General features: G+C 69.4%; 19 protein-coding genes. 14 read left to right on the top strand and 5 right to left on the bottom strand.

What is annotated here, in order from left to right; translation table 11 throughout:
- Nucleotides 1-34 precede the first annotated feature (34 nt).
- From VGD44_RS18005 to VGD44_RS18040, 8 genes are all read left to right on the top strand, one after another.
- Nucleotides 35-1,039 carry a nitronate monooxygenase family protein gene (locus VGD44_RS18005; protein ID WP_331089664.1) on the top strand — a complete coding sequence of 335 codons (1,005 nt, stop codon included), beginning with the start codon at nt 35-37 and terminating at the stop codon, nt 1,037-1,039.
- Between the two features lie 115 nt (nt 1,040-1,154).
- Nucleotides 1,155-2,195, top strand: a complete 1,041-nt coding sequence (locus VGD44_RS18010) for a Cj0069 family protein (protein ID WP_331089666.1) — start codon at nt 1,155-1,157, stop codon at nt 2,193-2,195.
- Nucleotides 2,196-2,255: 60 nt separating this feature from the next.
- Nucleotides 2,256-3,839 (top strand): OprO/OprP family phosphate-selective porin, encoded by a 1,584-nt coding sequence (locus VGD44_RS18015; protein ID WP_331089668.1) that lies wholly within the window; start codon nt 2,256-2,258, stop codon nt 3,837-3,839.
- Nucleotides 3,840-3,863: 24 nt separating this feature from the next.
- Nucleotides 3,864-4,886, top strand: coding sequence for a sulfate ABC transporter substrate-binding protein (locus VGD44_RS18020; protein ID WP_331089670.1), 1,023 nt, complete (start codon nt 3,864-3,866; stop codon nt 4,884-4,886).
- A gap of 7 nt (nt 4,887-4,893) precedes the next feature.
- Complete coding sequence (cysT, locus tag VGD44_RS18025) at nt 4,894-5,757, top strand: sulfate ABC transporter permease subunit CysT (RefSeq protein WP_331089672.1); 864 nt, start codon at nt 4,894-4,896, stop codon at nt 5,755-5,757.
- Nucleotides 5,758-5,792: 35 nt separating this feature from the next.
- Nucleotides 5,793-6,590, top strand: coding sequence for a sulfate ABC transporter permease subunit CysW (cysW, locus tag VGD44_RS18030; RefSeq protein WP_331089700.1), 798 nt, complete (start codon nt 5,793-5,795; stop codon nt 6,588-6,590).
- A complete protein-coding gene (locus tag VGD44_RS18035) occupies nt 6,562-7,635 on the top strand; it encodes a sulfate/molybdate ABC transporter ATP-binding protein (protein ID WP_331089674.1) in 1,074 nt (357 codons plus the stop codon). The genes cysW and VGD44_RS18035 overlap by 29 nt, the downstream gene beginning before the upstream one ends.
- 36 nt (nt 7,636-7,671) lie before the next feature.
- The gene (locus tag VGD44_RS18040) at nt 7,672-7,908 is read left to right on the top strand and encodes a DUF5961 family protein (protein WP_331089676.1); all 237 of its coding nucleotides are present in this window, start codon (nt 7,672-7,674) and stop codon (nt 7,906-7,908) included.
- On the opposite strand, the gene VGD44_RS18045 is transcribed toward VGD44_RS18040, so the two are convergent.
- The 3 genes from VGD44_RS18045 to VGD44_RS18055 all read right to left on the bottom strand — a co-directional run bounded on the left by VGD44_RS18045 (nt 7,905) and on the right by VGD44_RS18055 (nt 12,493).
- The gene (locus VGD44_RS18045) at nt 7,905-10,535 is read right to left on the bottom strand and encodes a M1 family metallopeptidase (protein ID WP_331089678.1); all 2,631 of its coding nucleotides are present in this window, start codon (nt 10,533-10,535) and stop codon (nt 7,905-7,907) included. The genes VGD44_RS18040 and VGD44_RS18045 overlap by 4 nt on opposite strands.
- Nucleotides 10,536-10,598: 63 nt before the next feature.
- On the bottom strand, nt 10,599-12,062 hold the full coding sequence (locus VGD44_RS18050) for an MFS transporter (RefSeq protein WP_331089680.1): 1,464 nt from the start codon (nt 12,060-12,062) through the stop codon (nt 10,599-10,601).
- On the bottom strand, nt 12,059-12,493 hold the full coding sequence (locus VGD44_RS18055) for a MarR family winged helix-turn-helix transcriptional regulator (protein WP_331089682.1): 435 nt from the start codon (nt 12,491-12,493) through the stop codon (nt 12,059-12,061). The genes VGD44_RS18050 and VGD44_RS18055 overlap by 4 nt, the downstream gene beginning before the upstream one ends.
- 121 nt (nt 12,494-12,614) lie before the next feature.
- Here VGD44_RS18055 and VGD44_RS18060 point away from each other — a divergent pair, with 121 nt between their 5' ends.
- The 3 genes from VGD44_RS18060 to VGD44_RS18070 are packed head-to-tail and all read left to right on the top strand — an operon-like array spanning nt 12,615 to nt 14,084.
- Nucleotides 12,615-12,962 carry a metalloregulator ArsR/SmtB family transcription factor gene (locus VGD44_RS18060; protein ID WP_331089684.1) on the top strand — a complete coding sequence of 116 codons (348 nt, stop codon included), beginning with the start codon at nt 12,615-12,617 and terminating at the stop codon, nt 12,960-12,962.
- A complete protein-coding gene (locus VGD44_RS18065) occupies nt 12,952-13,434 on the top strand; it encodes an SRPBCC domain-containing protein (protein ID WP_331089686.1) in 483 nt (160 codons plus the stop codon). Before VGD44_RS18060 ends, VGD44_RS18065 begins: the two co-directional genes overlap by 11 nt.
- Nucleotides 13,431-14,084, top strand: a complete 654-nt coding sequence (locus VGD44_RS18070; protein ID WP_331089688.1) for a glutathione S-transferase family protein — start codon at nt 13,431-13,433, stop codon at nt 14,082-14,084. Before VGD44_RS18065 ends, VGD44_RS18070 begins: the two co-directional genes overlap by 4 nt.
- A gap of 159 nt (nt 14,085-14,243) precedes the next feature.
- On the opposite strand, the gene VGD44_RS18075 is transcribed toward VGD44_RS18070, so the two are convergent.
- On the bottom strand, nt 14,244-15,008 hold the full coding sequence (locus VGD44_RS18075; protein ID WP_331089690.1) for a PhoH family protein: 765 nt from the start codon (nt 15,006-15,008) through the stop codon (nt 14,244-14,246).
- 306 nt (nt 15,009-15,314) lie between these two features.
- Between VGD44_RS18075 and VGD44_RS18080 the strand changes: the two genes are divergently transcribed.
- Nucleotides 15,315-15,848 (top strand): gamma carbonic anhydrase family protein, encoded by a 534-nt coding sequence (locus tag VGD44_RS18080; RefSeq protein WP_331089692.1) that lies wholly within the window; start codon nt 15,315-15,317, stop codon nt 15,846-15,848.
- On the opposite strand, the gene VGD44_RS18085 is transcribed toward VGD44_RS18080, so the two are convergent.
- Complete coding sequence (locus VGD44_RS18085; protein WP_331089694.1) at nt 15,815-16,435, bottom strand: HAD family phosphatase; 621 nt, start codon at nt 16,433-16,435, stop codon at nt 15,815-15,817. The two genes, VGD44_RS18080 and VGD44_RS18085, sit on opposite strands and share 34 nt — an antisense overlap.
- 63 nt (nt 16,436-16,498) lie before the next feature.
- On the opposite strand from VGD44_RS18085, the gene VGD44_RS18090 reads away from it, so the two are divergent.
- Entirely contained in the window at nt 16,499-17,281 is a 783-nt protein-coding gene (locus VGD44_RS18090) for an enoyl-CoA hydratase-related protein (RefSeq protein WP_331089696.1), read from the top strand.
- Nucleotides 17,282-17,570: 289 nt separating this feature from the next.
- A partial coding sequence (locus VGD44_RS18095; RefSeq protein ID WP_331089698.1) for a S8 family serine peptidase occupies nt 17,571-19,317 on the top strand: 1,747 nt, incomplete at its 3' end.

Raw genomic sequence — 19,317 nt, forward strand, 5'->3', positions numbered from 1 at the left:
GTAAATCTAACAACTGTTCGAGGATCCGCCGCTCATGGCTCTGCCGCCCGTTCTCCGCGACCGACTCCGACTGCCGCTGATCGGCAGCCCGCTGTTCATCATCTCGACGCCCGATCTGGTGATCGCCCAGTGCAAGGCCGGCATCGTGGGCTCGTTCCCGGCGCTGAACGCGCGGCCCGCCTCGCTGCTGCACGAATGGCTGCACCAGATCACCGAAGAGCTGGCCATCTGGGATCGGGATCACCCCGACACGCCGTCGGCGCCCTTCGCAGTGAACCACATCGTCCACAAGACCAACGACCGCCTCGAGCACGACGTGGAGGCCTCCAGCAAATGGAAGGCGCCGATCGTCATCACCTCGCTGGGCGCGCGCGAGGACGTGAACCAGGCGGTCCATGCGTCCGGCGGCATCGTGCTGCATGACGTCATCACCGACCGGTTCGCCCGCAAGGCGATCGAGAAGGGGGCCGACGGCCTGATCCCGGTGGCCGCCGGCGCCGGCGGCCACGCGGGCACGCTGTCGCCCTTCGCCCTGATCCACAGCCTGCGGGAGTGGTTCGACGGCCCGATCGCGCTCTCCGGCGCCATCGCCACCGGCCACGCGATCCTGGGCGCCCAGGCCATGGGCGCGGACCTGGCCTACGCCGGCTCGGCCTTCATCGCCACCCAGGAGGCCAACGCCGTCCAGGGCTACAAGGACATGATCGTCGCCTCGACCGGCGAGGACATCGTCTATACGAACCTCTTCACCGGCGTGCACGGCAACTACCTGGCCCCGTCGGTCCTCGCCGCGGGCCTGGACCCCAACGACCTGCCGAAGTCCGACCCCTCGGCCATGAACTTCGGCTCGGGCGGCAACCAGAAGTCCAAGGCCTGGCGTGACATCTGGGGCTGCGGCCAGGGCATCGGCGCGGTGAAGGAAGTCCCGACCGTGGCCGAGCTCGTCGCCCGCCTGTCCGACGAATATGAGCAGGCCAAGGCCGAGCTGGCGCTGAAGACGTCGTTCACGGCCGGCCGCGCGCTGCTGGCGGCGGAGTAGCCGTCGCGGCCGGAGCGTGGCACGATCCACGCTCCGGGCCGATGCGGATCGCCCGGCCAGGCGGCTCCCGTCCAAGCATCCGCTCCGTCGCCCCTGAGGGGCAGGGAGCAGGACCATGGGCGAACGATCCTTCCGAGTGGCGGTGGTGTGGCGGGGCGACGCCCAGGCGCGGGCGGCGGTCGATCCGGCGACCATCCGGCTCGCGCCGATCTTCCGGGCGCTGGCGGACGCGGGCCTTTTGGCCGAGCCCTGCGTCTACGACGAGAGCTTCGTCGAAGACGTCCGTGAACAGCTCCTGGCCTGCGACGCCGCGCTCGTCTGGGTGAACCCGCTGGCCGCCGGCGCGCGCCGCGACGCGCTCGACGCCCTTCTCGAGGAGGTCGAGGCCGCCGGCGTCCTGGTCAGCGCCCGGCCGTCCACGATCGCCGCCATGGGCGTTAAGTCGGTGCTCTACCGCACCCGGGACCTCGGCTGGGGTTCGGACGTGCGGCTCTACGAGTCCATCGAGGCCTTCGCGACGGCGTTTCCCGCCAGCTTGGCCGAGGCCGGTCCCCGCGTGCTGAAACAGGACCGCGGCAACGACGGCCAGGGCGTCTGGAAGGTCGAGCGTGTGGGCGACCTCGTCGAGGTCCGCGAGGCGCATGCCGACGGCGCACCCCGCCGGCTCCCGACGGCCGACTTCCTCGTCGAACGCATGCCGGACCTCGCCACAGGCCCGCTGGTCGACCAGGCCTACCAACCCCGCCTGCCGGAGGGGATGATCCGCGCCTACATGGCCGGCGGCCGCGTGGCGGGATTCGGCCACCACCTCGTCCGCGCGCTGGCCCCGCCCGACGCCGGGCCGGGCGGGCCGCGGCTCTACTCCGGCCCCGACGATCCGCGTTTCCAGCGCCTGCGCCATCTGATGGAGTCCGAGTGGACGCCGGGCCTTCTCCATACGCTGCGTCTCGCGCCGGACGACCTGCCCGCCGTCTGGGACGCCGACTTCCTGCTCGGCCCAAAGGACGCCGCCGGCCAGGACAGCTACGTCCTCTGCGAGATCAACGTCAGCTCGGTCTTCCCCTTGCCCGACGAGGCCCCGGCCGCGCTCGCGGCGGTCCTGCGCGAACGGCTCCAACGGCGCCGTGCAGATTTTCTGCGGCCGCGTGAAGTCTAAACCTACTTACCTAGTAGGATTGTAGGAATTAGATCGTGAAGCAGCCGCGAGGGAGGAATCATGGCCGCGCATCAAACCCGCCTGTTCGCACGCACCGTCGCCGTGGCGACCCTCCTCTGCGGGGCTGCGCCGGCCGCCATGGCCCAGCAGGCGACCGCCTCGGCCCAACCCGTCGGCATTAGCCAGGAACAGCTCCTGGCGCTGGTCGGCCGCCTCGACGCGCTGGAGAAGCGCAACGAGGAGCTCGAGGCCCAGATCCTCGACCTGAAGGCCGCCACGGCCGGCTCGGATCAGGCGATCCGCGACCAGGCCGCCGCCCAGCCCACGATCAACCTCGGCAACGGCCGGCCCACCTTCACCAGCGCGGACGGCCAGTTCACCGCCTCGCTGCGCGGCATCATTCAGCTCGACGCCGCCCAGTACGACCAGCGCCGCGCCGGGACCCTGGCCGCTGACTTCCGCCGCGGCTCGCTGGGCGACGCCACCGAGGCCGACCGCGCCCGCGACCTCGGCGACGGCGCGAACTTCCGCCGCGTGCGCTTCGGCGTCGAGGGCACGGCGTCGGGCGACTGGAACTACAATCTCCTGTTCGACTTCGGCGGTTCGGGCGTCGAGGAGGCGGGCAAGATCACCAACGCCTACGTCGAGTACGCGGGCTTCCAGCCCCTGCGCCTGCGCGTCGGCGCCTTCTCGCCTATCACCGGCCTGGAGGACGCCACCTCGAACACCGCCTCGCTGTTCCCCGAGCGGGCGGCGGTCACCGAGCTGGTGCGCGGGTTCGCCGGCGGCGACGGGCGGACGGGCGCGGCGGTGCTGGCCAACGGCGACCGCTGGAGCGTCTTTGGCGCGGTCACCGGCGCGACGGTCACGACGACGGCCTTCGACGAGCAACTCGGCGTCATCGGCCGGGTGACCTACTTGCCGATCAAGGGCCAGGACTACCTGGTCCACGTGGGCGCCAGCGCCAACCTGATCGTGAATCCGGCGACCACCGGCCCCAACGTCGCCCCGACCGGCGCCGCCTCGCCGGTGCGGCTGCGCGAGCGCCCCGAGATGCGCGTCGACGGCACGCGCCTGGTCGACACCGGCAACATCGACGCCGACGGGCTGCGGGCCTACGGCCTCGAACTGGGCGCGCAGCTGAAGGCCTTCACGCTGCAGGCCGAGCACTTCTGGATCGACGTCGAGCGGCGCAACAGCGTGCTCGCCGACCCGAGCTTCGGCGGCTGGTACGTCCAGGGCGCCTGGACGCTCACCGGCCAGCCGCGCCGCTACAACGCCGCGAACGGCGGCTTCGACGTTCCGCGCGTGGGGAAGCCCTTCAGCCTGAAGGCCAGGACCTGGGGCGTCTGGGAGCTGGCCGCCCGCTACTCCGAGCTCGATCTCGACTACCGCGCCGGCGTGGCCGGGACCGTTCCGAGCGCCTCCAGCGTGCGCGGTGGCGAGCAGCAGATCTTCACGATCGGCCTCAACTGGTACCCAAACAACAACGTCCGCTTCCTTGCCGACTACCAGCGCGTGGACGTCGACCGTCTGTCGCCCGGTGGAACGGCCTTCGGCGCTGGCGCGCTTACGCCTCCAGCAGGCGCCCAAGTGGGCCAGGACCTCAACATCTGGTCCTTCCGCACCCAGTACGCGTTCTAACCGCTACCCAGGGACACCTCGCTCATGACCTCCGAAACCGCCCTGGATCGCCGCCGCCTGATTGCCGCCGGCCTCGCGACCGCGGCGCTGCCGGGCGCAGCTCGCGCGCAAGATGGACCCAAGCTGCTGAACGTCAGCTACGACCCCACGCGCGAGCTCTACAAGGACGTCAACGCCGCCTTCGCCGACTGGTGGAAGGACAACGGCGGAGCCGGGGTCCCGACCATCCAGCAGAGCCACGGCGGTTCGGGCCGCCAGGCGCGCGCCGTGATCGATGGGCTGCAGGCCGACGTGGTGACCCTGGCGCTGGCCTACGACATCGACGAGATCGCCGCGCGGGCGAAGCTCCTGCCCGCCAACTGGCAGAGCCGCCTGCCCAACAACTCGGCCCCCTACACGTCGACGATTGTGTTCCTGGTGCGCAAAGGGAACCCCTGGAAAGTCCGCGACTGGGGCGATCTGGTGAAGCCGGGCATCCAGGTGATTACCCCCAACCCGAAGACCTCGGGGGGCGCGCGCTGGAACTACCTGGCCGCCTACGCCTGGGCGCTGAAGCAACCGGGCGGTACGCCCGCCTCGGCCGAGGCCTATCTCGGCAAGCTGTTCCGCCAGGTGCCCGTGCTGGACACCGGCGCCCGCGGCTCGACGACGACGTTTGCGGAACGCGGCATCGGCGACGTTCTGATCGCCTGGGAGAACGAGGCCTACCTCTCGCTCGAGGAGTTCGGGCCCAAGTTCGACATCGTCTACCCCAGCGTCTCGATCCTGGCCGAGCCGACCGTCGCGCTGGTGGACAAGAACGTCGACCGCCACAAGACCCGCGCCGCGGCCGAGCAGTACCTGCGCTTCCTCTACAGCCCGCGCGCCCAGGACCTGATCGGCAAGCACCACTTCCGGCCGCGGAACCCCGAGTACCTTGCGAAGTACCGGGCGAAGTTCAAGGATATCGCCCTGGTGACCATCGACGGGCAGTTCGGCGGCTGGAAGAAGGCCCAGACGACCCACTTCGCCGATGGCGGCGTCTTCGACCGCATCTACAAGCGCTAGGTCCGCCATGACGGCTGTCGCCATCGCGGCTCCTCCGCCTCGGAAACGGTGGGTGCAGCCTAGCATCCTGCCGGGCTTCCCGCTCGCCATGGGCTGGACGCTCACCTGGCTGGGCCTGATCGTGGTCCTGCCGCTGATCGCGCTGATCGTGCGGCCGTGGGAGCTTGGGCTCGACGGCGTCTGGAAGACACTGACCGAGCCCCGGGTGCTGGCGTCGCTGCGGCTGAGCTTCGGCGCGGCGTTCCTGGCGGCGCTGACCAATGTGCCGCTGGGCCTGCTCGTCGCGTGGACACTCACCCGTTACGAGTTCCCGGGCCGCCGCATCATCGACGCCTTCGTGGACCTGCCGTTCGCCCTTCCGACGGCGGTGGCGGGCATCGCCCTGACGGCTCTCTATGCGCCGACCGGCCTCCTGGGCGAGCCGCTGATGAAGCTCGGGATCAAGACCGCCTATACGCCGGTGGGCGTCTACATAGCGCTGATGTTCATCGGCCTGCCGTTCGTGGTGCGATCGGTCCAGCCGGTGCTGCAGGACCTCGACCGCGAAGTGGAGGAGGCGGCCCAGACGCTGGGCGCCACGACCGTCCAGCGGTTCGTCAAGGTCGTGCTGCCGACCGTGCTGCCGGCGCTGATCTCCGGCTTCAGCCTCGCTTTCGCCCGCGCGGTCGGCGAGTACGGCAGCGTGATCTTCATCGCCGGCAACATGCCGCTCAAGTCCGAGATCGCGCCGCTGCTGATCGTCATCAAGCTGGAGCAGTACGACTACGCCGGCGCCGCGGTGGTGGGGCTGGCCATGCTGGTGATCTCGTTCGGCGCGCTGCTGGCCGTGAACGGCGCGCAGATCTTCCTGGCGAGGCGGGGCCGCGCATGAACCCGGTGATCCGTCTTCCAGGCTTCGCGCCCTTGATGCTGGCCGCCACGCTCGCGGTGCTGGGCGTGCTGATTGTGCTGCCCCTGGGCGTCGTTTTCCACCAGGCGCTGGCCAAGGGGCTCGCGGCCTATCTCGAGCCGCTGGCGCAGCCCGACGCCATCGCTGCGATCCGGCTCACGCTTACCGTGGCGGCGATCTCGGTGCCGCTGAACGCCATCTTCGGCATCGCCGCCGCCTGGGCGATTGCCCGCTTCGAGTTCCGCGCCAAGAGCCTGCTCGTCACCTTCATCGACCTGCCGTTCTCGATGTCGCCGGTCGTCTCCGGCCTCGTCTGGGTGCTGCTGTTCGGCGCCCAGGGCTGGTTCGGCGAGTGGCTAATGGACCACAACATCAAGATCATCTTCGCCACGTCAGGGCTCGTCCTGGCCACCGTGCTTGTCACCCTGCCGTTCGTCGCCCGCGAGCTGATCCCGCTGATGCAGGACCAGGGCGCCGACGAGGAGGCCGCCGCGCTCACCCTGGGCGCCGGTGGCTTCACGACCTTCTGGAAGGTGACGCTACCCAACATCCGCTGGGCGCTGCTCTACGGCGTCCTGCTCTGCAACGCCCGCGCCATGGGTGAATTCGGCGCGGTCTCCGTCGTCTCCGGCAGCGTGCGCGGTCTGACCACGACTTTGCCGCTCCATGTCGAGGTGCTCTACAATGACTACGAATTCGTCGGCGCCTTCGCGGCGGCCTCTGTATTGGCCGGCCTCGGACTCGTCACCCTCGTCCTCAAGACGGTCCTCGAATGGCGTCATTCCGGTGAACTTTCGGCCAGCCGAAGACACTAATTCGCACCTCGCCCTGGAGATCAAAGGCATCTCCAAGGCCTTCGGGCGTTTCCCGGCGCTGAAGGACGTGTCGCTGCAGGCCAAGGACAAGGAGTTCCTGGCCCTACTCGGCCCCTCGGGCTCGGGGAAGACGACGCTGCTGCGCGTGCTGGCCGGCCTCGAGACGCCCGACGCCGGCGAGGTCCGCTTCGACGACGAGGACTTCCTGTCGCTGCCGGTGCGGCGGCGCAAGGTGGGCATGGTGTTCCAGCACTACGCGCTCTTCCGGCACATGACCGTCGCCCAGAACATCGCCTTCGGCCTCACCGTCCGGAAGCGGTCGGAGCGGCCCGCCAAGTCCGAGATCGCCGACCGGGTGGCGCACCTGCTCCAGCTCGTGCAGCTCGAGGGCCTGGACAAGCGCTTCCCCTCGCAGCTGTCGGGCGGTCAGCGGCAGCGCGTGGCTCTGGCCCGCGCGCTCGCCATCGAGCCCAAGATGCTGCTGCTGGACGAACCGTTCGGCGCGCTCGACGCCCAAGTCCGCCGCGAGCTGCGCCGCTGGCTGCGCGAGCTGCACGACCGCGCGGGCGTCACCACCGTCTTCGTGACCCACGACCAGGAGGAGGCGCTGGACCTCGCCGACCGCGTGGCGATCCTGAAGGACGGCGAGCTGATCCAGCTGGGCGCGCCCAACGAGGTCTACGAGCACCCGGCCACACCGTTCGTGTTCGATTTCCTGGGCCAGGCCTGCCGGATGCCGGGCGTGGTCGACGAAGGCCGGCTGCGCATCGCCGACTGGGAGTCCGAGGCTCCGAAGGGCGCGCAGGACGGGCCCGTCGAGGTCTACTTCCGGCCCGACGAGGTCGCCTTCGCGCCGGCCGACGGCGCGGGCCTGGCGGCAGAGGTCCGCGCCGTCGCCCAGCGCGGCCCGGACGTGCGCATCGACTGCCACATCGAAGGCCAGACCGTGGAACTGATCGGCCACGGCCCGACCCTGCCGCCCGGCGTGACGCCCGGCCTGTCGGTGCGGGTGAAGCCCCTGCGCCCACAAGTCTACGCGGCCTGAGTTGAGTCCAAACGGCCGGTCGTGCGTTGAAGGCGCATGACCGAGCCCAGCCTGCAGCGGCGCTTCTGCGTCCACGACATCCACGAGGCGGCGAACCGCGCCCATCTCGTCGAAGGCCTCACCTTCGAGGACGCGGCCCTGCACTTCGTCGCCGACCATCACCCGTCCGTCGCCGACGACGAGGTGAGCCTCTACGTCGAGGACCTGGAGACCGGCGAGCGCCAGTGCCTGCGCATCGATGTGCCCAGTGGGCGCGCCGAGCCCTGTGACTAGCGCCCGCGACCATCTCCGCTGGCGGTCGACGCCAGCCAGCGGTCCATCTCCGGCACCCGCTTGGCGATGACCGCCACGCGATAGCGCACAGCGCCCTCGGCCTTCTCCACTTCGCCGCGGGCGGAAGGCGGCACTGTGGCGGCCAGCTTCTCCAGCCTCTGCAGCATGGCCGGGTCGCGTGAGGCCTGCGCGAGGTCGGCGTAGTAAGACGTGCGGCTGGTGGGCTCGAGCAGCTCGTCGATCTTCGCCCGATTCGCGATGGCGAAGTCGTAGGCCTTCTCCGGGAACACCTCGGCCACCGCGGCGATGATCCCCGGCGCCTCGGACGACGTGACCTCCGGGGTCAGGGCGAGCTTCAGCGCCCGGTCGGCCAGGGCCGCGTCGTTGCTGGCGCCCAGGTAGTTGAAGAGCCGGCCGCGCTCGGTGACGTCCTTCGAGGCCTTGGCCTGCGCGTAGATCGCCTCCCACGCCCTGGCGTCCGCGTTCGCCGCCACGATGGCCAGCACGGTGCGGCGGCCGGTGGCGGTCAGGCTGTCGGGCTCGCGGAGCCAGCGATCGAAGCGCCGGCGCGCCTCGGCCACCACGCCCGGGTCGCCCAGCCGGCCCAGGTTGACCAGCACGGCGCGGCGAGCGGCGGCTACGTTGTCGGCTTCGCCGGCCTTGGCGTCCCAGCCCAGGCGTCGGGCGATGGGCGAAAGCCGGCTGCGCGCGAAGGCGCGATAGGCCGCCTGGTTGGGCCGGCCGCCGTACAGCCAATCCAGCGCGCCCAATTGGTCGGCCAGCGTGTTGATCACGATCGGGTCGGCGTCGGCCGGCGCGTTCCTGGCGAGCGCCAGGAAGTCGCTCATCGGCGCGGCGCCCGCTTCGCCGAGCGCGCGGCTGTCGTACAGCAGGCCCAACTGGTCTGCCGCCGGCAGCGCCGCGAACTTCGGCGCGAGCCTGGCCCACAGCGCCGGCGCGTATGACGCGCGCATGTAGCTGGTCTGCCCGGCGTTCACGACCGCCGGCCCGGCGACCGGGGCGGTCGCCGGGGCCGAGGCGCTGACCAGGCCTTCCCAGGTCTTGCCGTCCAGGCCCTTCACCGTCACCGGCGTGCGCCAGGTCTGCGGCGCCTTCTGGCTGTCGTCGGCGGCGAAACGGCTCTGCGTGAGGGCGATGCCGTGGCCAGCCGCCTTCGCCTGGATCAGCGGCACGCCCGGCTGCAGCAGGAAGTCGTGCGCCACGTCGCTCACCTTCTTGGGCGAGGCCTCGTCCAGCGCGGCCCACAGGTCGTCGCTCACGGCGTTCTGGTAGGCGTGCTTCTGGATGTAGCGACGCACGCCGTCGCGGAACGCGTCCTCGCCGACGTAGGCCTCCAGCATCCGCACCACCGCCTGGCCCTTGCTGTAGGTGATGCCGTCGAAGGCGTTAGAGGCGGCGAACACGTCAGGGATCTCGGTGATCACCGGGTGCGTGCCCGCGCGGCTGTCCAGCCGCATGGCGCCCTGCTGGCCGGCCTGCGTGAGCAGCCAGACGTTCCACTCGGGGTGGAAGTGATCGGTGGCCTTGTTCTCCATCCACGAGGCGAAGCTCTCGTTCAGCCACAGATCGTCCCACCAGGCCATGGTCACCAGGTTGCCGAACCACTGGTGGGCCACCTCGTGGGCGACGGTGATGAAGACGTTCTGGCGGTCGGTCTCGGTGGAGAGCTTGGGATCCACCAGGATCGCGTAGTCGAAGTAGAAGATGGCGCCCCAGTTCTCCATCGCCGCGAAGAACTGGCTGCGGCCGGGGCCGGCCACCAGGTCCAGCTTGGGCAGCGGATAGGGCGTGCCGAACCACGCGTTGTAGTAGGGCAGGAGCTTCGCGGTCGCATCGAGGGCGTACTTCGCCTTCTCGGTGTCGCCGCGGCGGACCACGACGCCCACGTCCACGCCGGCCACCTTCTGCGACACCCGCTCGAAGTCGCCCATGGCCATGAACAGCAGGTAGCTGCTCATCTTCGGGCTGTCGGAGAAGTAGACGGTGGTGAGACCGCCGGGCGGCGTGACCTCTTCCTCCACCGGCATGTTCGAGATCGACATCTGGCCTTCGGGCGTCTCGACCGCGAGCGAGAAGACCGACTTGATCCCGGGTTCGTCCCACATCGGCGCGAAGCGGCGGGCGTCGGAGTTCTCGAACTGGGTGAACAGGGCGCGCTTCTGCGTCCCGTCGGCGGCCTGGTAGTCCAGTGCGAACAGGCCCGAGGCCTGCTGGTAGATCCTGCCGGCGTAGTCGATCGAGAGCCGGTACTTGCCCGGCGTCAGGGTCTTGCCGAAGTCGAAGGTGGCGGTCTGCTCCTGGTCGTCCAGGGCGATCTTCGGCGCCGCGTCGATGCCCGAGAGGCTGACCTTGCCGAAGGTCAGGTCGGCAGCGTTCAGCACGATCCTGGCGGTGGGCCGCACGACGGTGACGTCGATGTCCACGTGGCCGGCGAATTTCAGATTTTCTGCGTCGGGCGTCACCCGGATCTGGTAGCGGTCGGGGCGCACGTCGGTCGGCAGGACCACCCGGTTGGCCGCCGCCTTGGCCGGCTCGGGCGCGGCGGTGGCGACCGCAGGGATGGCCGTCGCAAGGAAGGCAGCGGCGACGGCGGCAAGAAATCTCATGTTATCCGACCTGGGGGGGCACAAAATCAGGGGCGGCACCATAGTCAGCGCTTGAGGCGTTTCCTAGGCGACCTTTCGACCGTTCATCTCATCCCCCGCGTCCGCCGGCAGACTCCAGAACCAGAGCATGGAGATCATCGTGAACGCGCCGGCGATGATGAACGCCGGCCCCACGACCTCGGCGGTCAGTTTCGTCTCGCCCTGCAGGGTCATCAGGACATGCAGCAGGCTGGCCGAGAGCCCGATGCCGATCGACTGCACCAGCTGTTGCACCATCGAAGCCGTGGTGGCCGCTCGGCTCATCTCATCGGGCTCGATGTCGGCGTAGGCCAGGCCGTTCAGCGACGAGAACTGCAACGAGCGGAAGAAGCCGCCCACGCCCAGGATCGCCATGATCGCCCAGTGCGGCCACGACGGCTTGAAAAGCGCGTAGGCCATGAAGCTCACGCCCACGATCACGGCGTTGACCAGCAAGACTGTGCGGAAGCCGAAGCGGCGCAAGATCGGCGGCGCTGTCGTCTTCATGGCGAGCGCGCCGACGGCGGACACGAAGGTCATGGTCCCCGCCGCGAACGCGCTCATCCCGAACGCCACCTGCAGCAGCATGGCGAGCAGGAAGGGGTTGGCGCCCATCGCCGTGCGCATGAACCCGCCGCCGATGGTCGCCGCGGCGAAGGTGGGCTTGCGGAAGATCGAGAGGTCCACGACGGCGTGCGGCGTCCGCCTGGCGTGCCAGCCGTAGACGCCGAGGCTCAAGGCCCCCACCGCGAACAGGCCGCCCACCGCCCAGGGCTGCAGCGCGTCACGGCCGATGTTCTCGAAGCCGAAGATCAGCGCCGCCAGGCCCAGCCCGGTCAGCAGTATCCCCGGGATGTCGACGCGCGGGACGGCCTGTTCCTTCACGTCGGGCACGTAGGCGCGGACGAGGAAGAACCCCGTCACCGCGATCGGCAGGTTGATCAGGAAGATCCAGGGCCAGTCGGCGAAGGTCACGATCGCCCCGCCCAGAACCGGGCCGACCACCGGGCCCAGCAGCGCCGGCATCGTCACCACCGACATCGCGCCGACCAGCTCGCTCTTGGGCGTGGTCCGCAGCAACACCAGGCGGCCCACCGGCATCAGGGTGGCCCCGGCCGCGCCCTGAACGAAGCGGGCGAGGATCATGGTCGCCAGGTTGCCGGCCAGAGCGCAGGCCAGCGAGCCCAGGGCATAGAGCACGATGGACGCCAGGAAGATCCGCTTGGCCCCGAACCGGTCGGCGAGCCAGCCTGACAGCGGAAGGAAGATCGCCGCCGAGAGCATGTAGACCGTGATGGCGATGGAGAGCCGCACCGGCTCGACCCCGAAGCTCTCGGCCATCGCCGGCAGCGCGTTGGTGATCACCGTGGCGTTCAGCGTCTGCATGAGCAGCGCCGAGCCGATGATCGCCGGCACGACCCAGCCCCGCGTGATCGCGCCCGCGTCCTTCGGCGCCGCGGCCTCGGGCGGCGTGGCGGCGGTCTCGGCGGTTTCGTCGGTCGGCGTCATGCGTCGATTAGCCGGAGCAGGGCGCCCGCCGCGCGGTCCAGCGCCTCGCGGTCGTCGGCGGGGAGGCGGGCGAGGCGGGCGGCCAGCCAATCGTTCCGCTCTCGGCGGATGATGTCGAGCTTGCGCGCGCCGGCCGCGGTGATCGCCAGGCCCGAGCGGCGGCCGTCCTCGGCGTGGCCGCTGCGCGCGACCAGCCCCGCCGCCTCGAGCCGCTTCACGTGCGCGCTCATGGTGGGCCGCGAGGTGCGCTCCATGTCCGCCAGCCCGCTCACCCCGACGCCGGGGTTCTTCCGGATTTGGCCCAGCAGCATGGCGTCCTGCGCCGACAGCCCGGCCTTCTGCGCCTCCTGCCGCAGCCGCCGCGACACCCGCAGCACGGCCGGGCGCAGGGCGTCGGCGAGGGCGATGATGTCGGCGGGCGTGTCGGGCATGGCGGTCAAGATAGTTAGGTCGACGAACTATCTATTGCGCGCGGCAGGATTCTGCAATGCGCCGCTTGACGCACGCCGCGCCCGTCCTATTTAACGAGCGTGTTATTTAACGAGATTGCTAATGACGATCCACGTCGACCCCCTGAGCGCCACCTTCTCGGCCCTGGCCGACCCGACCCGGCGGGCGATCCTGGCGCGGCTGTCGGCGGGCGAGGCCACGGTGGGCGAGCTGGCCCAGCCGTTCGACATCAGCCTGCCGGCCATCTCGCGGCACCTGAAGGTGCTGGAAAGCGCCGGCCTGATCGCCCGCGGCCGCGAAGCCCAGTGGCGGCCGTGCCGCCTGCAGCCCCAGCCGCTGCAGGAAGTCGACGGCTGGCTCGCCCGCTACCGCGCGTTCTGGGAAGGCGGCTTCGACAAAATGGAGACCTACCTGGCCGAGGTCGCGAAGGGACAACGCGATGCCCAATGACATCCCAGCGCGGCCCCTGGCCGACGACGAGCTCCTGATCGCGCGGACGTTCGATGCGCCGCGCCAGCTCGTCTTCGACATGTGGGCCCACGGCGAGCACATGCGGAACTGGCTGGGGCCGGTGAACTCGCGATGCCTCGAGGCCGACCTCGACTTCCGCGTAGGCGGCGCCTGGCGCGCCCTCGTCCGCATGCCGACCCACGGCGACCGCGCCATGGGCGGCCGCTACCTCGAGATCGAGCCCGGCCGGCGGATCGTCATGACCTTCCGCTGGCTGAACGGCGAGCCGGATCCCGAGAGCGTCGTCACGCTCACGTTCGAGGACGCCGGGGACGGGCGCACGCGCCAGACGTTCCACCAGGCGCCGTTCATGAGCGTCGAGCGCCGCGACAGCCACATCGAAGGTTGGAACGCCTGCTTCGACAGCGAGCAGGTCTACGCAGAACGCCGAACCAGGGAGATTGCCGAATGATCGCCGTCTATTCCTACAAGTGGGTCCCGGACTTCGCCCGCGGCCTGGTGCGCGACCTGCGGGTCCGCTGGGCGCTGGAGGAGGCGGGGCTGCCCTACGAGCAGCGACTTATCAGCGTGGGCCCCGAGCAGAGCACGCCGCAATACCGCGCCCTGCAGCCCTACGGCCAGGTGCCCGCCTACGTGGAGAATGACCTGACCCTGTTCGAGTCCGGCGCGATTGCGCTGCACATCGCCGAGAAGAGCGAGGTGCTGCTGCCGCGCGATCCGAAGGGCCGGGCGCGGGCGATCTGCTGGCTGTTCTCGGCGCTCAACACGGTGGAGCCGCCCGTGCAGGACCTCACCGGCCTCGACCTCTTCTTCGAAGGCCAGCCCTGGAAGGAGGGGCGCCGCGCCAGCGTCGAGCCGATGGCCAGGCGCCGGCTAGCCGAGCTCGCGGCCGCCCTGGGCGACAAGGAGTACCTGGAAGGCCGCTTCACGGTCGGCGACCTGATGATGGTCACGGTGCTGCAGATCCCGCGGCACACCGACCTCGTCGCGGCCCACCCGAACCTCGCCGCCTACGTCGCCCGCTGCGAAGCGCGCCCGGCCTACCAGCGCGCACTGAAGGCCCAGCTGGAGTCGTTCCAGGCCGAGCCGGAGATGGCTTGATCCTCTTCTTCCGAACATCATGGCCGGGCTTGTCCCGGCCACCCAGAAACGCAGGCGGCGCTGACTAAGGTCGCGGCCGCGACGCTGAGTTCGTTCCGGCGCCGACGGCGCTTCTGGGTCCCCGGGACAAGCCCGGGGATGACGACCGGAGAGTTGGACCTAGAGAACCCCCAGCATCTCGGCCACCAGCGGGTGGCGGACGATGTCCCGGTCGGCCAGGCGCACGACGGCGATGTTGCCCACGGCCTCGAGCCGCGTCGCCACCGGACCCAGGCCGGAGATCTCCGGCAGCAGGTCGGACTGGTTCGGGTCGCCGGTCACCACCATCGTCGAGTGCCAGCCCAGGCGGGTCAGCAGCATCTTGAGCTGCACGTAGGTGCAGTTCTGGGCCTCGTCGATGACCACGAAGGCGTTGTTCAGGGTGCGGCCGCGCATGAAGCCCACCGGCGCGATCTCGATGGCGCCCTCGGCCATCAGCGCCCGAACCCGCTTCATCGAAAGGCGGTCCGACAGCGCGTCGTAGAGCGGGCGCAGGTAGGGCGCGAGCTTGTCCTCTGCGTCGCCGGGCAGGAAGCCGATCGACTCGCCGGCCTCGACGGCCGGGCGCGACAGCACGATCCGGCCGACGCGCCCCGCCTCCAGGGCCTCCACGGCCTTGGCGATGGCGAGATAGGTCTTGCCGGTGCCGGCCGGCCCCAGGGCCAGGACCAAATTCTTCGCATCGATGGCGTTGATCAGCGCCTGCTGGCCCTCGGATTTGGCCTTGATGGTTTTGAGGTAGGCTTGCTCGCGGTCATCATTGTGATGGGTCAGCGGCGACCAGCCGCGGTCGACGGGCAGGCGGCGGATTTTGTCATCCCCCTCGAACTGTCCCGCGTCGAACGCGCCTTCGCGCAGCTGTCGCTTCAGAGCCCGCTTGCTCATTTGGCCTCCTCAGGGGGCAAGAAAAAAGGGCGTCCCGAGTGGGAGCGCCCTTCGAATGCATGGGTGAGAACGATGCGGCGGCGTGCGGGACCCGGGGGTCCGTCGCTATCTGCGGATCCGGGCGAAACGACCCGGTGGAACAACAGACTCAGCGCCATCCACCCCGTCCAGCGCGAGAACACGGAGGAAACCCCCGTGGTGGCTTCCGAGAAGGCCTTCGCCTGCTCGAATCGCCCGACTAGAATGATCCTAACGTCCTTTCCGAGTCGTTAAACAGCCCTTCGCGGCAAGAAATGGGGTGCGACATTGAGTGTCTACAACTTAGGCAATGTGACGCCTGAGCTACCGAAAGATGACGAATACTGGATCGCGCCGACGGCCGCGGTGATAGGCCGCGTGATTCTGAAGAAGAACGCCTCGGTCTGGTGGGGTGCGACACTTCGTGGCGACAACGACCCCATCGTGGTCGGCGAGGGCTCCAACATCCAGGACGGCAGCGTCTGCCACACCGACACCGGCTCGCCGTTGACCATCGGCGCCAACGTCACCGTGGGCCACATGGTGATGCTCCACGGCTGCACCATCGGCGACAACACCCTGGTGGGCATCGGCTCGACCATCCTGAACGGGGCCGTGATCGGGAAGAACTGCCTGATCGGCGCCAACTGCCTGATTACGGAAGGCAAGGTGATCCCGGACAACTCGCTGGTCATGGGCGCGCCGGGCAAGGTGATCCGCGAGCTGACCGACGAGCAGGCAGCGCGCATGGCCTTCGGCTCGGCGCACTACGTCGACAACTGGAAGCGCTACCGGCGCGAGCTCAAGCTGGTCGAAGGATAGAGCGCCGCCAGCTCGGCCAGCGCCTGGTCGGTCGACTGGAAGTGCACGCCCGTGAGGCCCAGAGCGCGCGCAGCCTCCACGTGACCGATCAGGTCGTCGACGAAGACGACGTCCTCAACCGCCGCGCCCAGCCGGTCGAGCAGCGCCTGGAAGATCGCAGCGTCCGGCTTTGCGGCGCGGACATCGTGCGACGAGACCACGCCTTCGAACACGCCCTCCAACTCCGGCCGCGCCTGGATTTGCGCCTCGGTGGACAGGGTGTTGGTGAGCGACCACACCCGCACCCCCTCAGCCCTCACGGCCCGCACGGCGTGTGCGAGCCGGTGGTTGAAGTCGCTGAGGTACGCGTCTTCGGCCAGCGCCCGCATCACCCGCCCCTCGATTCCCAGCCGCGCGCCGGCGGCCGCGAAAGCCGCGTCCGCGGTCATCTTCCCCACCTGGGCGGCCCGATGCTCCGGCGACTTCGACAGGACTGCCTCCATCGTCTCGCGGTCGAGCCCCGTGCGCGCGCTCCATCGCTCCCAGAAGGCCTCGTCCGGCCAGCCCCGGTAGAAGACGCCGCCGATGTCGAGGACGAGGTGCTTCATGGCTCTGCCGCTATTGACGGACGCCGCGGCGCCCCCTGAGGTTCGATCCAAACGGAGGACGCCATGGCCTATCAGTACATCAAGGTCGACCGCGAGGGGCCGGTCACGATCTTCACGCTCAACCGTCCGGAGGTCATGAACGCGCTGCACTCGCCGGCGCACTTCGAGATGCACGAGGCGCTCGACGCCTTCGCCGCCGATCCGGACCAATGGGTGGGCGTCGTCACCGGCGCCGGCGATCGCGCCTTCTCGGCCGGCAACGACCTCAAGCACCAGGCGTCGGGCGGCGAGATGCGGTCGCCTCCGTCGGGCTTCGCGGGCCTGACCTCGCGCTTCGACCTCACCAAGCCGCTGATCGCGGCCGTGAACGGCGTCGCCATGGGCGGCGGCTTCGAGATCGCGCTGGCGTGCGACATCATCCTGGGATCGGAGGCGGCGGTATTCTCCCTGCCCGAGCCGAGGGTGGGCCTCGCGGCCCTGGCCGGGGGCCTGCACCGCTTGCCGCGCGCCATCGGGACCAAGCGGGCCATGGGGATGATCCTGACCGCCCGCCGCGTCTCGGCGGCCGAGGGCCACGAGCTGGGCTTCGTCCACGAGGTCACTGCGCCGCAGGACCTGATGCGCACCGCGCGCGCGCTGGCGAGCAGCATCTGCGAGCTTGGGCCCATGTCGATCCGGGCTTCGAAGCAGGCTGTCTACATGGGCCTGGACGAGCCCAGCCTGGAGGCCGCGCTGAGAGGCCAGAACAAGTACCCGGCCGTCTCGGCGCTCTACACGTCCGAGGACTTCAAGGAGGGGCCGCTGGCGTTCGCCCAGAAGCGCGCGCCCCAGTGGAAGGGCCGCTGATCGATTGGGGCGTCCCGTCCCCCACGCGGGGCTGGGATGGTCACGGCTGCCAATCTACTCCGGCGAGCGTTAACGCAACCCTCGACTGATAGTAGACAGTAGTTCCGAATATTTAACAGACCTAAACAAGCTTCAGTATAACGGATGCTGCGGCGCGACGACGCACATGATTTGTCGTTAACGATCATGCCATAAACCGGGCCCAATTCTGCATGTACCGCAGAACGCAAAGCCGCCGCGTGAGTCGAGCGGCAAAGTCTCTCATTCGGGTTTTCGGGGACCTCAATACATGTCGGACGCCAACGCCTCGTTCGCGGCTGCCTATCGTGCAGGCGAAGTTCTGATCCAATTCGACGTCTCGGCGAAGGGCGCTCAGAGCGCCGCGCTGATGGCCGTCATGGGACGGTTCCTCGACGACGGCGAAGCCGAAGGTCCGGCGAGCGTCGTGAAGCGCCTGGCCCTCGGCGATGGGGTCAGCGTCGAGAAGGCGATAGAGATCCTCTCGCAGCTCCCCGGCGTGGAGTTCGTGGAGCCCGACTACGTCGTCCAGATCGACGCGATCAGCAACGACACCAGCGTCGCGGCCGGAACGACCTGGAGCCTCTACGGCGATACGGGCACGTACACCAATGCCTTTGGCAGCCAGGCGACCGAAGCGTGGGCCGCGGGCTTCACGGGCACGACCAAGGCGGCGATCGGCGTCCTCGACACCGGCGTCGACTACACCCATCCCGACCTCTACAAGAACATCTGGTTGAACCAGAAAGAGATTCCCACGGCGCTCAAGTCCGCGCTGAAGGACGTCGACGGCGACAGCCTGATCACCTTCCGTGACCTGAACAATTCCCAGAACGCCAGCTACGTCACCGACAAGAACAGCAACGGCCGCATCGACGCCGGCGACCTGCTCAGCGACACGCGCTGGGAGAACGGCGTCGACGAGGACGCCAACGGGTACAAGGACGACCTGATCGGCTGGGACTTCTCCAACAACGACAACGACCCGATGGACGACAACGGCCACGGCACGCACGTGGCCGGCACGATCGGCGCGACGGGGGGCAACGCCGCAGGCGTCGCCGGTATCGGCTGGAGCACCTCGATCGTCGCGTTGAAGTTCATGAACGCTAGCGCCTACGGCTACACGTCGAACTCGGTGAAGGCGCTGGACTACTTCACCAACGCGTCCAAGGCCGGCACGGCCTACGACTTCGTGGCCACGAACAACAGCTGGGGCGGCGCGGCCTATTCCACCGCCCAGCTCGATGCGATCGTCCGCAGCGCGAAGGCCCAGATCCTGTACGTGGCGGCGGCCGGCAACGGCGGCTCGGACGCGCTCGGCGACAGCAACGACTCCAGCGCCTACTACCCGGCGAGCTATTCCACCACGGCCGCGGCGGGCTACGAGGCGGTGATCGCGGTCGCCGCGATCAACAAGACCGGCGACCTGGCGGCGTTCTCGAACTACGGGAAAGTGTCGGTCGACCTGGGCGCGCCCGGCTATTCGATCTACTCGACCACCCTGGGCGGCGGCTACGGCTTCAAGCACGGCACGTCGATGGCGACGCCGCACGTGGCGGGCGCGCTGGCGCTGTACGCCGCGTACAATCCAACGGCTTCGGCGGCCGCGATCCGCGCCGAACTCCTGTCCTCGACGATCTCGACCGCGTCGCTGGTCGGCAAGACCGTCACCGGCGGCCGCCTGGATGTCTCCTCGTTCCTCGGCGAGGGCGCCGCCACCGCCCCCGCGCCGGCTCCCGACCCCAGCGGCGGCGTCACCGTGACCGGCACCGCCTACGGCGACCTGATCAACACGACCACGACCGTGGCCGGCCAGCTGAAGCCCGGCGCGGGGGCCGACACCGTGAACGGCCTGGCCGGCAACGACACCCTCGATGGCGGCGCCGGCGCCGACCGGCTCGACGGCGGAACGGGCAGCGACACCTACTATGTCGACAACGTCGGCGACCTGGTGGTCGAGACCACGTCTGGTTCGACCGGCGGCACGGACCGAGTGTACAGCTCGGTGAGCTTCA

This window comes from Phenylobacterium sp. (genome assembly GCF_036402295.1).
In the GTDB taxonomy this organism is placed as follows: domain Bacteria; phylum Pseudomonadota; class Alphaproteobacteria; order Caulobacterales; family Caulobacteraceae; genus Phenylobacterium.

Excerpts from the sequence above, each read along its gene's own strand:
- VGD44_RS18040 (WP_331089676.1), top strand. The coding sequence starts at position 7,672 with ATGACCGAGCCCAGCCTGCAGCGGCGCTTCTGCGTCCACGACATCCAC.
- cysT (WP_331089672.1), top strand. The coding sequence starts at position 4,894 with ATGACGGCTGTCGCCATCGCGGCTCCTCCGCCTCGGAAACGGTGGGTG.
- VGD44_RS18075 (WP_331089690.1), bottom strand. The coding sequence starts at position 15,008 with ATGAGCAAGCGGGCTCTGAAGCGACAGCTGCGCGAAGGCGCGTTCGAC.
- VGD44_RS18060 (WP_331089684.1), top strand. The coding sequence starts at position 12,615 with ATGACGATCCACGTCGACCCCCTGAGCGCCACCTTCTCGGCCCTGGCC.
- VGD44_RS18020 (WP_331089670.1), top strand. The coding sequence starts at position 3,864 with ATGACCTCCGAAACCGCCCTGGATCGCCGCCGCCTGATTGCCGCCGGC.
- VGD44_RS18065 (WP_331089686.1), top strand. The coding sequence starts at position 12,952 with ATGCCCAATGACATCCCAGCGCGGCCCCTGGCCGACGACGAGCTCCTG.
- VGD44_RS18010 (WP_331089666.1), top strand. The coding sequence starts at position 1,155 with ATGGGCGAACGATCCTTCCGAGTGGCGGTGGTGTGGCGGGGCGACGCC.
- VGD44_RS18005 (WP_331089664.1), top strand. The coding sequence starts at position 35 with ATGGCTCTGCCGCCCGTTCTCCGCGACCGACTCCGACTGCCGCTGATC.
- VGD44_RS18090 (WP_331089696.1), top strand. The coding sequence starts at position 16,499 with ATGGCCTATCAGTACATCAAGGTCGACCGCGAGGGGCCGGTCACGATC.
- cysW (WP_331089700.1), top strand. The coding sequence starts at position 5,793 with ATGCTGGCCGCCACGCTCGCGGTGCTGGGCGTGCTGATTGTGCTGCCC.
- VGD44_RS18050 (WP_331089680.1), bottom strand. The coding sequence starts at position 12,062 with ATGACGCCGACCGACGAAACCGCCGAGACCGCCGCCACGCCGCCCGAG.
- VGD44_RS18070 (WP_331089688.1), top strand. The coding sequence starts at position 13,431 with ATGATCGCCGTCTATTCCTACAAGTGGGTCCCGGACTTCGCCCGCGGC.
- VGD44_RS18055 (WP_331089682.1), bottom strand. The coding sequence starts at position 12,493 with ATGCCCGACACGCCCGCCGACATCATCGCCCTCGCCGACGCCCTGCGC.
- VGD44_RS18045 (WP_331089678.1), bottom strand. The coding sequence starts at position 10,535 with ATGAGATTTCTTGCCGCCGTCGCCGCTGCCTTCCTTGCGACGGCCATC.
- VGD44_RS18015 (WP_331089668.1), top strand. The coding sequence starts at position 2,256 with ATGGCCGCGCATCAAACCCGCCTGTTCGCACGCACCGTCGCCGTGGCG.
- VGD44_RS18085 (WP_331089694.1), bottom strand. The coding sequence starts at position 16,435 with ATGAAGCACCTCGTCCTCGACATCGGCGGCGTCTTCTACCGGGGCTGG.